The sequence below is a fragment of the Kosmotoga arenicorallina S304 genome (assembly GCF_001636545.1).
Classification (GTDB): domain Bacteria; phylum Thermotogota; class Thermotogae; order Petrotogales; family Kosmotogaceae; genus Kosmotoga_B; species Kosmotoga_B arenicorallina.
The window spans coordinates 1-14,140 of sequence record NZ_JFHK01000029.1 but is presented as its reverse complement, the minus strand read 5'-3'; the positions used below and the strand labels follow the sequence as shown (position 1 = coordinate 14,140).

Here is a 14,140-nt window from a genome sequence, read left to right as displayed (position 1 = left end):
AGGGAAATATAGGTCATTGAAAAAGGCATGGGAACCTAGTAAATTAGTTGTGAAGCCAAACACAACATATGGAGGTTTCCCATGCCCACAACTAATATACCACAACTTCTAAACTCTGTGTGTGAAGAGATTTCTTTTCCCAGGTCTGAACACAAAACACTGCTGCTTGATTACACCAGGGGCCTTGCCATATCTCATTTCAAAAGCCTCAGTTCAATCGGTAGGAAAATGGGGCATTCTCAGTCATCTTTCTCACGAATGCTTTCAAATACCAGGGTTACCACTGAAGAGCTTACAGGCAGCAGGTTGAATTTCATCCAGAGCTTTCTTTCTAACAATGGTCTTGAACCCAAGTACATCATATTGGATGAGACCGTTGTTGAGAGATATGGCTCAAAGATAGAAAACCTTGGCAAGTATTACTCTTCCACAGCAGAGAAGGTAATAAACAGTATCTCGCTTATCTCATCTGTACTATATGTAAAGAACGGACTGTTTTTTCCCCTGGTTACAAGAGAAAGAACAAAGGGCGATTTCACAGGTCAGCTCATCTCCATTCTTGAGTACCCGAAGCTTGAAAACAACATTGTCCTTGTGGATGGAGCCATTATGTGCAGCAGGATATTTGCAAAGGTTGTCAATTCTGCTTCGACTATAATCGGCAGGCTGAGAACCAATCTCAAGGTTGTGATTGACGGAAAAAGCTTCTTGCTTTCAAAGCTCAAGAAGAAAACAAAGGGCATCACATCATTTACTGCGAGAGTTCCGAGCTACCAAGCAAAGGTAAAGATAGTCATTGACAATAGCGCTGACGAAACGAGAATCATTCTTTGCAGCGACACGAACATGACAGAGTATGAGATACTCAATCATTACAGCAAAAGAGAGACTGTGGAGGAATACTTCAAGCAGGCAAAAGGTCTATTGGGGCTGAAAACACAGGTTTACTCACAGCGTTCCACTGAAAAGCACACGGAGCTTGTAGCTCTCTACTTCACAGCCATGATGATAGCGAGATACTATTTGAATGTCAAAGACCGGATGGGATTCAGAGAATTCATTGAACGGCAGATAGAACAACATCATCTGGAAAAAGCTTTATTTTCCCTATTTGCTTTATTTTTTTGTGATCCCGAATCGTTCTTTTGTTTTCTCTCTGGGTTTATTTAGCTAAGTGCATAGTTTGGGTATTGAATATATACTGTTTTCTAGTGAAGTCAATATTCCAGATCTATATAGCAAAATTTGTTTCGAGAAGCTTTTCAGATTTTTGTTATTTTATCAATTGTTTTCATTCTCATTTTTATACACCATCCTTAACGTTTATGATATGTATGGTGTATACAATTAGGAATTTTTCTTTATTTAGGTTTATCGATGTCTACTTCTACAAGACAGTTTTTATAGCTTCCATCTGTCCCTCCTGTGACCAATGTGAAAACTGTGAATATTTGTCGAGTGGTGTGAATGGCCTTGAAAAAGTTATGGAAGTAATTTGGTTTATCATTCGTCCAATATATCCAACAAAACTTTATCGAAATCGTCCGGGAAAGTATGCCCCATATTTGGGTAAACTTTCATTTCGCAGGGAATGTTTTTCTCTGCCAGCATTTCCTTCCTGATAAGTATGTTAAGCCATTGACTATATGAAATTTCCCAATTTGAAGAAAATACTTCTTATTTGGACATATATGATTTTATTCAGTTCTAATTGCAAATGAGAGTTTTTTTATTATTCAGGAAATATGATATTATAAAATAAAATTTTTTTATTTATTGAATATATGAAGTGAAAATAAAATAATTTTATTGAAGGTGATTATATGATTTTTGACAAAATTATAGATGTATATGATTCTTTCACGAAAACCGAGAAAAAAATAGCAGACTACGTGATGAAAAAACCGCAAAAGGTTCTTGAGCTTTCGATAAGTGATTTATGTAATGAAGTAGGTGCAAAAAGCGAAGCTTCTGTGGTCAAATTTTATCGGAAAATAGACCTTGAAAGTTTTCAACAGTTTAAAGTTCTTCTTGCCCAGAATATAGCAAATGACCCGGTGCAGCTGTTGTATGAGGATGTTAGCCTTGATGATGATGTGAATTCGATTGTTGAAAAAACCTTTAAAGCTTCTGCAAGAGCTGTTCTTGATTCTTTGAAAAAACTCGATATCAAAGCTCTTGAAAAGGCTGTTGAGCTTTTCAGCAAAGCGTCTTTTGTTATTTTCTTTGGATATGGAGCGTCTGCCGCTGTAGCTTTGGATGCATACCATAAGTTTGTCCGAATAGGTAAAAAATCTATCTTTTCTAACGATAGCCATATTAATGCTATGCAACTTGCACAATGTGGTCCAGATGATTTATTTGTAGTGATTTCACATAGTGGTGAAACCAAAGAATTAATAGAACTTGTTGATCAGGCCCTCGAAAATGGGATAAAAGTTGTGGGTATCACCGGAAATCCCCATTCTACAATTGCACGTAAAGTTACCGTCTGTCTCAGCACTTTTACACGAGAAATGAGGTTCAGAACTGATGCGATGACCTCAAGAATTGCCCAGCTAACGATTTTGGACAGTATATACACGTGCCTTGCTGTGAAAAATGTTGATTATTCAACAAAGGCTCTTAATAGAAGCAAATTAGCGGTTTCTAAGCTCAAGAAGTAGTATATCTAATTTATTCCAAATTGGGAGGTGGCGGTTTTGCTCAGGAACAAAGTTTCTGTTCTTATTGTTCTAGTTTTAGTGTTAATGAGTGTCTCAATTCTTGCTGAAGAGCTGGTTGTTTACAGCACAATTTTCGCAGAATATGCTGAAGCAATGAAACGTGAATTTGAAAAGGCAAATCCAGGTGTTATAGTACATGTAATCAACCCTGGTGGGACTGAAGCAATGCTGAAAAAGCTTGAAGCTGAAAAGGACAATCCACAGGCTGATGTAGTTCATTCAGGTGCTTCTCTGAATTATGAGTACGCTAAATCTAAAGGGCTCCTTGAACCTTATTTTCCAAATGTTGCAAATTTCGAACCTGTGATATCTGTTGGAGAAAATCAACTGAGATTAAGTGATCCTGAAGGATATTACCATGTATGGTCAATGATGTTCTCAGGATTTATGATAAACAAACAGGTTTTGGATGCCCTGGGACTTCCAGTACCTAAATCCTTTAAAGACCTAACAAATCCTATTTACAAGGGTCAAATAATTGCTCCGAACCCTCTTAAGTCATCAACTGCGGTAACGGTTGTAATGACTGTTATGCAAGCATATGGCCAGGAAGAAGGCTGGAAATTGTGGGATGAGATTGATAAGAACATTCCTTACTATTCGAATTCAAGTTCAAAAATTTATTCGTTAACTGCAAAGGGAGAATTTGCAATAGCTCTTTGTTTGAGCAGACCTGTATTTGTATATAAGATGCAGGGTTATCCGGTTGATTTTGTTTACCCAAGTGATGGAAGTATGATTGCTGACAACGCAATGGGTATAGTTAAAGGGGCAAAGCATCCAGAGTTAGCAAAGAAGTTTATTGATTTCATACTCAGTGACCAGATGCAGAAGGAAGGTTCTAAATACCTTTATACACCAGTCAAAAAGGGTGTTATAGATCCTAGTGAACCTTTCTCTCTTGAGGCTGTAGCCAGCACTGTTGAAAATCTAATACTTCCAGATTCTGACTTTGCAAATGAAGTAAGACCAATTATGCAAGAAAAATTTGGAGAATATATTAGATCTAAATAATATAATCTTCTGCCCCATGCTCTTATGAAGGAGCATGGGGATATTTTTACTCATTCGACAAAATTCAATTCGGAGTTGATTAACTTGAAAACACGGATTATTAATCGAGATAGATTTACTTTTCCCTGGATGACCTTGTTCTACATAATTGGCATAGCTTTCCTGACATTTTTTCTAGTAATACCTGTTTTCAAACTTCTTACAGAGTCTGTAAGCACTCTGTTTAACAGTACTAGACCTTTACCCAGAGATTTTTTCCCGTATATGATTAAAATAACCTGGAATACCCTAAAACTAGCTATATTAACAACCCTCACCACAATAATTATTGCTACCCCACTTGCATTTTTGATTGTGAAATTTAAAGTTAAGTTTGCAAATCTCTGGGTTGGCTTGCTCACGATACCGCTTATCACACCGGCATTTATATCAAGTTTCGCAACTATTATTCTCCTTGGCCGAAGTGGTGTGATAACAATGGCTTTGAGAAAGATAGGTATTCAACTGCCTTCTATATATGGATTAGGCGGACTTGTGATTACCCAGACACTCCACACAATACCTTATGCATTGTTGATAATAATTTCCGGTTTAAGAACTGTTCCAAAACATATTGAAGAAGCTGCTCAATCCATGGGAACCGGAACCTTTAAAACCCAATACTCGATAGTTTTGCCAAATATATATCCACATATATTGTTAGGTGGGTTGATGGTTTTCCTGACTTCCATGGGTGACATAGGTGGGCCGCTGATAATTGGCGGAAGTTATAAAGTGCTTTCAATAGAAATATATTCAAACTTCATATCATATCTTGGTGATGATAGAATACCTCTAATATTTAGCGCTTGGGTCCTAATGATAGCTTTTGCATTGCTATTTTTTGTGAATAAGCTCATGAAGCTTACAAATGTAAAGAACAAGTTTAGGGTCGGAATTATGGAATATGATATACCATCGGTAAAAAGATGGGGGACTTTTATAGTGGCTTTGATAACCATTGTTTTCCTCCTTCCTTATGTGGCTATCGTGATAAATTCATTTGGGACTTTCTGGGCCTATAATTGGCTTCCAGCAAAATTTACACTGAATAATTACAGACAGGTTCTTTCGGATTGGTTGCCGATCAGAAATACCATGATTCTAATATTTTCGGTTACACCGATAATTGTTTTGCTTGGAATTGTGTTTGGAAATATGTTCAATAGTGAAAAGCGCCTTAGATGGTTCAACTATTTCACGCTCCTTCCCTTCGTTTTACCAGGTGTTGTTATAGGTATTAGTCTTATCCAGACTTATTCTAAAGCAAGTATATTTGGCATGGATCTTTCATCCTCGGTATTACTTCTCATAATAGCTTTAAGCGTCAGAAGACTTCCTTTTGTTTTGAAGACAATAGAAGCTGGTTTTGCCAAGGTGGATGATAAGCAAGAAGAGGCTGCTTTTAGTCTTGGAGCAAGTAAGTTCAAAGCATTCACAAGTGTAGTGTTCCCGCAAATAAGGCCAGCTGTTTTTTCAGCGATAGTAATAGGTATTGTAAAAGTGGTTACCGAGTTATCTTCGGCATTGATAATTTATCCGCCTGGTTGGCAGAATATGTCTTTGTACATTGCTTACTATGTCGATGAAGGGTTTACCGCAAGGGCTTCAGCAATGGCAGTTCTTCTGATGGTGATAGTTGGTATAGGCACTGCGATATCAAATAATCTGGCAAGAAAGGATGCATTGAGGTATGAGTGATATAGTTATTAAAAATCTAACTAAAAAGTTTGATCAGACAGTTGCAGTTAAAGATCTTAGCATCTCTATCGAAAAAGGCCAATTAGTGTCGCTTTTAGGGCCATCTGGTTGTGGAAAAACAACTTTACTTAGAATGATTGCCGGCTTTGAAAAGCAGACCGTTGGCGACATATATATAAGGGGCAGATTGATCAACGATGTTCCTCCCCAACGAAGAAATATAGGCATAGTTTTTCAGGACTACGCGGTTTTTCCTACGATGACTGTGAAAGATAATATTGCGTATGGTCTGAAAATAAAAAAGATGAAGAAAGATGAGATTGAGAAAAAAGTTGCTGAATACATAAAAATAGTGGGGCTGACAGGCTATGAGAAGAGACTACCATCTCAATTGTCTGGTGGTCAACAGCAGAGAGTTGCATTAGCAAGAGCTTTGATTATCAACCCAGATGTCCTGCTTCTTGATGAACCATTATCAAACCTTGATGCTGCATTGAGACTGAAAATAAGGAAGGAAATAAGGAAAATTCAACAACAGCTTGGTATAACAGCTGTCTTTGTGACTCATGACCAAGAAGAAGCGATGTCTATTTCAGACAAAATTTTTGTAATGCGCAAAGGTGAATTAATGCAATCCGGAACCCCACAAGAAATTTACCTGAACCCCCAAAATGACTTTGTTGCAAGCTTCATAGGCCGTTCAAACGTTGTTTATGGAGAAGTTAAGTCAGTTAAAGACAGCAAAGTCTTTTTATACGTTAACGGAATAGAATTCAAAGCTTCAAAAAATGGAGAAGCTGTAAAGCCCGGTGATAAAGTATGGGTTTCAATAAGGCCACAGCGCATCCACCTTGGCAAATCTGATAATATGGCAAATACGGGAAAGGGAAGGATAAAATACGTCGAATATATAGGTTCTGAAATCAGAGGCGAAATTGAGCTCAACGAAAACTTGACCCTTGATTATAATTCTTATATGCTCGATGAGAATTCTATAACTGTGAAATTTAATGAAACAATACCCTACTCCATATCACCATCTGATATAAATTTCGGGAAAGATATAAGGGGTCTTGAGTAAAATTAATAGGAGGAGTTGTAGATGAGAATCGGAATTATTGGTCTTGGAAAAATGGGATTCAATATGTCTCTAAGATTAAAGAAACACGGAATTGAAGTTGTAGCTTATGATAGCGATTCTAAAGCGTGTGAAAGAGCAAAAGCTTCGCAAATAGATACGAAAAGAAGCATTGAAGAAGTTCTGTATTCAATAGGAAAACCAAAGATTGTCCTTTCGGTAGTACCTTCAGGTAAAGCTACTAATGAAGTCTTAAATGAGCTTTTCGAAAAAATGGATCCAGAGGATATCGTTGTGGATTGTGGAAACTCTCACTATAAAGAAAGCATAGAATGGGGAGAGAAATTTGCAAAAAAAGGCGTGAGATTTGTTGATGCGGGAGTTAGTGGAGGAATCCATGGGCTGAAAAATGGGTACTGCATTATGGCGGGCGGTGATAAAAGTGCCGTGGATTATCTTAAACCTGTTTTTTTAGCTCTAACCTGTGAAAAGGGATTTGTATACACAGGAGGATACGGAAGGGGCCACTATGTGAAAATGGTTCATAACGCAATCGAATATGCAATGATGGAAGCTCTTGCAGAAGGAGCACAGCTTCTACATGAAGGCCCATTTGAAGACCTCAATACTTTGGAAATATATGAAGCTTGGAACCACGGAAGCATAGTAAGTTCTTTCTTGCTGGAAATGCTACTTGAGTCAGAATCAAATAAGAAAGATCTTGAAGATACCCTCCCTTGTGTTCCTGATTCCGGTGAAGGTCGCTGGGCTGCCGAAACAGCTATTGAATACAAAATACCCGCTTTTGGAATTATACAGTCTTTGTTGATTAGGTTTTTGTCTCAAAAAGAGGAACCGCTTTTTTTAAAACTTTTAGCATTACAAAGAAACAAGTTTGGTGGTCATGAAGTTAAAAGAAAAACAAAAGAATAATACCGGGGTTTTCCCCGGTATTTTTATATGAATGAAAAATCCCAATACGTTTATGTGCAGATTTTTCTCATGGTCTGTGTGAAAATTGTGAGTATTTGTCGAGTGGTGTGAATGGCCTTGAAAAAGTTATGGAAGTAATGTGGTTTATCATTCGTCCAATATATCCAGCAAAACTTTATCGAAATCGTCCGGGAAAGTATGCCCCATATTTGGGTAAACTTTCATTTCGCAGGGAATATTATTTTCTGCAAGCATTTCCTTTATTGAATTAGCGTTTTTAAAGAAGAGACGATCTTTTTCACCAATAATTATATATATCTTGAAATTGCCTTTTCTTTTTTCAATCAACTCTCTGGCATAATCCATATCTCTAAATGCAGGTGCAACGAGTACGAGCTTTTCAGGGGTTAACTCACCTTCAAAAGCAAGTTCAAATGCCAGACGAGCTCCCTGAGATGCACCGCTTAGAATGAGCTGACTGATCTTAGAGGAGTGTATACCTAGATATTCTTCGACCTGCTCACTAACCTCTTTTTTTGAGATTTCGACGTTATCCCAGCAGTATAAGGCTGTACCAGCTTGTTGCGAGGATTGGAGGGAAAGCACCCTTGCCTTTCCGCTTTGGGCAGCTCCTTTCCAGAAAGCAGAAAATTCCTCGGCATTTCCCAATCTCCAGTGAAGGGTAACTATCAAAGGGAGTTTATTTTGGGAACTACCGGAGGGAACAAATTCCAGCTTTAAAGGTGCTGAATGTTTCATGGCTTCAACTTGGCTTTCCTTAAAAGAGTTTAGTATTTCATGGAATTCTGGCTCCTCCTTTATGTTTTCAAGATCACTGCTGCGCTGAAGCACTGAGGGAGATAGCCAATATCCCATATTGTTCATTTCCTGAAGAGCCTTTATCGCCAGCGCTTTTTCGTTAATTACAGAATAAAGCCGTGCCTTCCAGAATTTCGTTTTGTACGCCATGTCTGGATAGGCGACTTCAATTTCATCTGCTAAGTTAAGAGCTCGGGCAATTTTTCCCTCTGAATACAGTTCAAAAAAATCATTTCGGTAAGCATGAAAAGATTTCATTTTATCCTCTCCTCACTGTATTTTATCGTTTTGGCGTTGTTTCATATACAATTGTAACCTATGTGAGAACTTTGAGTATTTGTGAAGGGTGTAACCTTTTTAAATCGAGATCCGAGATTCGAGTCACGACAATTGGTGATGCGACGCTTGCAACGAAAATCACGAGAATCGGGTAATCGAGAGGTCGAGAACGACATTCGGTTTGTTGTGGGTTGTAGGTTGTTTGAAAAGCCAACTTAAGAGTAACGTGAGAAGTAATGGAAACGGCTATACATTTTGAACGTGATTGGTGTCAAATTCCTAATTTTTTATAGAATAAACAAGTAATGAGTAGTATATACAATCATTATCTGAATGCACTGTATAAAGAATTACTAAATAATACAAAGCATGTGAAGATTAGCATAATTATGAATAAACATGTATAACAGCAACTAACAATGATATAATAGTATATACTACGCCAAAAGTTCTAAGAGTCGTTGTTATTCCCATTAGATAGCAGTTTGACTGCTTCGCGCTTTTCTTTATCGGTTATATGCAAATATATGCTCGTTGTTGAGATATTGGCATGGCCCAGAATTTCCTGGACTATTTTTATGCTTGCACCGCGCTGAAGAAGATGTGTTGCGCAACTGTGGCGGAAGATGTGGGGGTGGAAGTGTTTATCCGGGAATATCTTCTTCACATGGTTTTGAAGCATCTTGTTCACGGATTTTCTGGTTAGAGGTTCGCCACGAATCCCCATGAAGAGTCTGGAATGCCTGTTAACTTCAGGAAATTTATCTCTATGCTTCAGATAATCTGTAATCATTCTAATCGCATCGGGGGTTAAAGGGACAATTCTGTCTTTGTCTCCTTTACCGCTTTTCACGCGGACCAGAGGATCACTTTCCAGAGAAATATCCCTCAACGTAAGAGAGCAGACTTCGCTAACGCGCAGGCCGCAGTAATACATTAATGCTACAATTGCTCTATTGCGGCTTCCAAGATGCGTATTGGGAAAGGCGCCAAGTATCTGCTGAACTTCTTCATAGCTTATGTATTCAGGGATACGACGGCGAGTCTTTGGTGCTTTTACGAGGTCTGTGGGTATTTTGTTCACTGTTCCGCTCACATAGAGGAACATATAGAAGGTTTTGAGCGTAGAAAGGTGGCGTGCCACTGTTGATGGGGATAATCTCGATGCAGAATAGTATCCTTGTGAGAGTTCTTTCATGAATTTTTCTATATCTCGTCTTTTTACCATGCGATAGTCGAGTGAGTGTTCCTGTAAATATTTACTGTAGTGATTAAGGTCTCTGGTGTAAGAGCTTACAGTATTTTGAGAGAGGTTTCTGACGAATTCAAGATATTCCGTAAATCTTTCTACTGCATCTTCAAAGTCCATTTTGCTCCTCCTGTGATATGATGTATTAAACGAGAAGAAAAATAAGTAAAAGTGGAGACGTAATATACATTATGTCTCCACTTTTTATTATACCATAACACTACAATTAGCAATGCTTTCTGTAATTGGCTTACAATAACAATTGTAAACCATGACCTCTCAGAATCGATTTTAAGGCACTTTTTTTGATTTTCACGACAAAAATTATACATCAAATTGATAAAAATGCCTTTAACGGCGAAATAACAGCGGATGGCATTGTAATTAGCTCTGGATGCCACTTATAACGGTTGTTATCATATCCTTGTATTTTTCCTTTATGATATAGTACTTTCCTTTGCGTTCAACAAGAGGTTCTTTAAGTCCCTGATAGTGTTTTGAAAGAGCTCCCATAATTGCACCGACCGCCATGGGGCTTTTTACTCTTTCATAGGCACTGTTTTCAAGAATGCGATTCAGTTCTTCATATATTTCATATGCAGTCTTTTCGCCAGTCAAAAGTATTCTTATGAAATGCAATGTAGGTGGTTTGAGTTTTTTCAACAATTGTTCAATTTCACTTTCGTTCCATTCTATGCTCATTGAAATAGCACCGGCATTTGATTTTAGCTGTTTTTTGAAGGCGAGCACGATAAGTTCCATCACGGGGATCAAACGCAAATCGTAGTTGTCATCAACTCTTAAAACCTGTGCAAGAGTCGATATCGGCAAGTTGATATGAGAAACCAGCTTGAAAAATTCGGAAAGCTTTTCGATGGTTACAAAGGGCCTTCCCAGGTCAATAGTCTCAGGCAGTATCAGCAACGCGCTTCTGGAAATCCATTTAGCTTCTTCATGATCAGTAGGTATTATAGCAGCGACCTTGAGTTCAAAATTTTCCCCGGCATGCCAGATTCCACTAATTTTATCACGATTACTGTATTTGATATAATCTACTTTCATTCCGGAAAGTTCCGCCAGTCTGTTAACAAGGTCTCCATAAGCTCTTGAGTATAAAGACCTGTTATTAGCATTCTGATGGGCCTTTATAACTTTGGATACATCAGTGACTATATTATCTATACTGTCCATTTTACTAATATAGTTTTCTATAAAGCGCTTTCTGGAAGAATCAGCGCCTTCATCTTCAAGTGTTCCCAGGAGATTTAATATCTCTATAACACCTATTCCTCCTGACATATCCGCACCTCCAAATGTTGAATGTGTGTATGCTAATTATACCATGGCGAAATTATTTTATACAAATATAATATGATTAATCATCATATAATTTATTATGCTAGTAAAATCATATATAGCTATAAATACTATTTTATATTACATTATATAGTATAAAATAGAATGAAAGCATTATACTATTAGAATCGGTTCCCATCAAACATGTTAAACTCTAAAAAAACTGTACGGAGGTGAAAAAAATGGACCCACTCCTTTTGGTAACGGTTTATATTGGGGGTGCTCTTGCTGGAGTTGTGAATACACTTGCAGGTGGTGGCTCTATGATTACATTACCGCTTCTCATGTTACTCGGGCTTTCACCAGATATCGCAAATGCAACAAACCGTGTAGCGATTTTCCTGCAAAATGCAGTTGCAGTTAGTTCTTTTGAAAGGCGCGGTGTTAGAAGTTTCAAAACCGCCCTTCCACTTGGCATATTTGCGGCTGCGGGTGCAATTGTCGGTTCTTTTGTAGCTGTAGACTTAAACAAAGAAGTATTGGGACGGGTTATAAGCGTTATTTTGCTGGTGATGGTTTATTTTGTCATCAAGAAACCAAAGCTTGGCAAAAACAAAAAAATAGTAAATAATCCTTATCTAAAAGGAGCTGGTTTCTTTTTGCTTGGCATTTATGGTGGGTTTATCCAGGCAGGAATCGGTTTTCTCCTTATAGCCGCAATAACTTTCTTTTTGGGTACGGATCTGTTAAGAACTAATGCGATAAAAGTAGGGATAGTCTTAATATATACCACAACCTCACTTATAGTATTTCTGTCTAAAGGAATGGTGAATATACCGATAGGCCTTCTTTTAGCACTGGGAAATATGACTGGTGCTTACATTGCTGTTAGGCTTGCATTGAAAAAGGGATTGAAGTTCATTAAATTGATTCTGGTGATTGTAGTGGTAGCCAATGCAATTAAAACATTCTTTTTTTGATTAAAAGGTGAATGTTCGAACCCTCAGTCCGTGCTAAAATTGTTAAAAGAACCGGGGTGAAAATTTGAGCGAAAAAATTTTGGATGGCTCGGAAGGCATGGATCTTGTCAAGGAAATTGAGAAGATCCTTGGATTCAGAATAAGGAGGCGCGAAAGGGACAAAATAATCGAGGCATATGAATATGCCTATACCCATCATCGCTCGCAATTCAGAGATTCTGGAGAGCCATTTATAATGCACCCGGTAGAAGTTTCGAAGATATTAGCCGAACTCAGGGCAGACCTTAATACCATTATTGCGGGATTGCTTCATGATATCGTTGAAGATTGTGATGTTTCTGTTGACGAAGTCAATGAGAAATTTGGGCATGAAGTAGCAAACATCGTGAACGGTGTTACCAAGATCAGCAACCTCAATCTGACACAGAAACTGGACAAAAAAGAAGCTAAATTCAAAATGAAGGTAGAAACCGTTAGAAAGATGCTTTTTGCAATGTCTGATGACCCGAGGGTTATCATTGTGAAACTCGCTGATAGGCTTCACAACATGCGTACCATCCAGCACTTAAAAGATGAGAACAAGCGCAAAGAAAAGGCCAATGAGACGTTGAAAATTTATGCCCCTATAGCTCACAGAATTGGCATTCACAAGATAAAATGGGAACTTGAGGATATCTCCTTCAAAACTCTATATCCAGAGCAATATAGAGAGCTTAAATTAAAACTAAACCGCAAGCTTCAGGAAAGACAATCTATAATGGACGAATACAAAAGAATTGTAACTGCAGAATTGCGAAAATATCGCATAAACTTCCGGATAGAAGGCAGAATAAAGCATCTTTACAGCATCTGGAATAAAATGACCAATAAAAACAAGGCTTTCGACGAGATATACGATCTTATAGCGCTAAGGATAATTACTGAAAGCGATGTTGATTGCTATAAAATCCTTGGGATTGTGCACTCGTTATGGAAACCGGTTCCTGGAAGGATCAAGGATTATATCGCCACACCAAAATCCAATGGATATAGATCTTTACACACAACACTGGTTACTCATAAAGGTGAGCCCCTTGAGATACAGATAAGATCTGAAAGCATGCACAGGGAGGCAGAATACGGGGGCGCAGCTCATTGGTTATACAAAGAGGGCATCAGTTCCATGAAAAGAAGCCCCTGGTTTGAAAAGCTCAGAAAAGACGAAGCGCTTATCAGCAGTTTTGAAGATTTAAGTGCCCTTTCCAAAATGCTGAGCGGCGGTGATGAGATTTATGTATTCACGCCAAAAGGGGATTTCATACATTTACCCAAGGGCGCAACATCGATCGACTTTGCATATGCTATTCATACTGAAATAGGGCATCATTTTGCCGGTGCGAAGGTAAATGACAGAATTGTTCCGATTGATTATGAACTCAAAGCGGGTGATAGAGTCGAAATTATAGTAAACAAGGCGAGCGAGGGACCGAGCCTTGATTGGTTAAAATACGCAAAATCAAGCAGCACCCGCGCCAAAATAAGAAGGTTCTTCAAGAACAAAACCAGCACAGAGTTCATGGAACGCGGTCGCGAAATATGTAAGAAACTATGTAAGAGATTGGGTAAAAGCATAGACGAGGTTCTGGAAAGTGACAAAATGGAACGGGTGCTGAAAAAGTTCAATATAAACAACGAAAGGGATTTCTTTTTCAAGTTAGGCGAAGGAAGCATTACTACATCAGAACTCTTGAAGGCAATCGAGCCTACAGAGGAAACAGAAGAGCTCCCGGAGATATCAAAGATCAAAATCAAGCCTGGCAAAGGGAAAGAAGTTTTGATTGGTGGTCAAACGGGTATAGATGTATATTTTGCGAAATGTTGCAATCCCGTTCCCGGAGATGATATTGTGGGAATTATCAGTAAAAGGGGTATTTCAATACATAACACCAGATGCAGAAATGTCAGAGACGTTCCTCTTGAAAAACAATTGAACGCTGAATGGAGCCTTAACCTTAATGATATGTACATAGGGTGTCTCGAAAATCAG

11 protein-coding genes are annotated in these 14,140 nt (G+C 38.2%); 8 read left to right on the top strand and 3 right to left on the bottom strand.

Features of this window, described 5'->3' with window-relative positions; translation table 11 throughout:
• Positions 1 to 81: 81 nt before the first annotated feature.
• The 6 genes from AT15_RS09680 to AT15_RS09655 all read left to right on the top strand — a co-directional run bounded on the left by AT15_RS09680 (position 82) and on the right by AT15_RS09655 (position 7,491).
• A complete protein-coding gene (locus AT15_RS09680; protein ID WP_068349084.1) occupies positions 82 to 1,170 on the top strand; it encodes a transposase in 1,089 nt (362 codons plus the stop codon).
• 653 nt (positions 1,171 to 1,823) lie between these two features.
• The gene (locus AT15_RS09675) at positions 1,824 to 2,666 is read left to right on the top strand and encodes a MurR/RpiR family transcriptional regulator (protein WP_068349081.1); all 843 of its coding nucleotides are present in this window, start codon (positions 1,824 to 1,826) and stop codon (positions 2,664 to 2,666) included.
• Positions 2,667 to 2,702: 36 nt separating this feature from the next.
• On the top strand, positions 2,703 to 3,740 hold the full coding sequence (locus AT15_RS09670) for an extracellular solute-binding protein (RefSeq protein WP_068349078.1): 1,038 nt from the start codon (positions 2,703 to 2,705) through the stop codon (positions 3,738 to 3,740).
• 84 nt (positions 3,741 to 3,824) lie between these two features.
• Positions 3,825 to 5,480 (top strand): ABC transporter permease, encoded by a 1,656-nt coding sequence (locus AT15_RS09665; RefSeq protein WP_068349075.1) that lies wholly within the window; start codon positions 3,825 to 3,827, stop codon positions 5,478 to 5,480.
• Positions 5,473 to 6,561, top strand: coding sequence for an ABC transporter ATP-binding protein (locus AT15_RS09660; RefSeq protein WP_068349071.1), 1,089 nt, complete (start codon positions 5,473 to 5,475; stop codon positions 6,559 to 6,561). Before AT15_RS09665 ends, AT15_RS09660 begins: the two co-directional genes overlap by 8 nt.
• Positions 6,562 to 6,582: 21 nt before the next feature.
• On the top strand, positions 6,583 to 7,491 hold the full coding sequence (locus AT15_RS09655) for an NADP-dependent phosphogluconate dehydrogenase (protein ID WP_068349068.1): 909 nt from the start codon (positions 6,583 to 6,585) through the stop codon (positions 7,489 to 7,491).
• Between the two features lie 147 nt (positions 7,492 to 7,638).
• On the opposite strand, the gene AT15_RS09650 is transcribed toward AT15_RS09655, so the two are convergent.
• From AT15_RS09650 to AT15_RS09640, 3 genes are all read right to left on the bottom strand, one after another.
• Positions 7,639 to 8,568: an alpha/beta hydrolase gene (locus AT15_RS09650; RefSeq protein WP_068349065.1), complete on the bottom strand. Its 930-nt coding sequence runs from the start codon at positions 8,566 to 8,568 to the stop codon at positions 7,639 to 7,641.
• 472 nt (positions 8,569 to 9,040) lie between these two features.
• Positions 9,041 to 9,958 carry a site-specific tyrosine recombinase/integron integrase gene (xerA, locus tag AT15_RS09645; RefSeq protein ID WP_068349062.1) on the bottom strand — a complete coding sequence of 306 codons (918 nt, stop codon included), beginning with the start codon at positions 9,956 to 9,958 and terminating at the stop codon, positions 9,041 to 9,043.
• A 264-nt stretch (positions 9,959 to 10,222) separates the two neighbouring features.
• Positions 10,223 to 11,137 carry a hypothetical protein gene (locus AT15_RS09640; protein WP_068349059.1) on the bottom strand — a complete coding sequence of 305 codons (915 nt, stop codon included), beginning with the start codon at positions 11,135 to 11,137 and terminating at the stop codon, positions 10,223 to 10,225.
• 239 nt (positions 11,138 to 11,376) lie between these two features.
• On the opposite strand from AT15_RS09640, the gene AT15_RS09635 reads away from it, so the two are divergent.
• Both AT15_RS09635 and AT15_RS09630 read left to right on the top strand, forming a co-directional pair.
• Positions 11,377 to 12,114 (top strand): sulfite exporter TauE/SafE family protein, encoded by a 738-nt coding sequence (locus AT15_RS09635; RefSeq protein WP_068349058.1) that lies wholly within the window; start codon positions 11,377 to 11,379, stop codon positions 12,112 to 12,114.
• A gap of 64 nt (positions 12,115 to 12,178) precedes the next feature.
• Positions 12,179 to 14,140 (top strand): RelA/SpoT family protein (locus tag AT15_RS09630; RefSeq protein ID WP_068349054.1); only part of this gene is annotated, 1,962 nt, incomplete at its 3' end.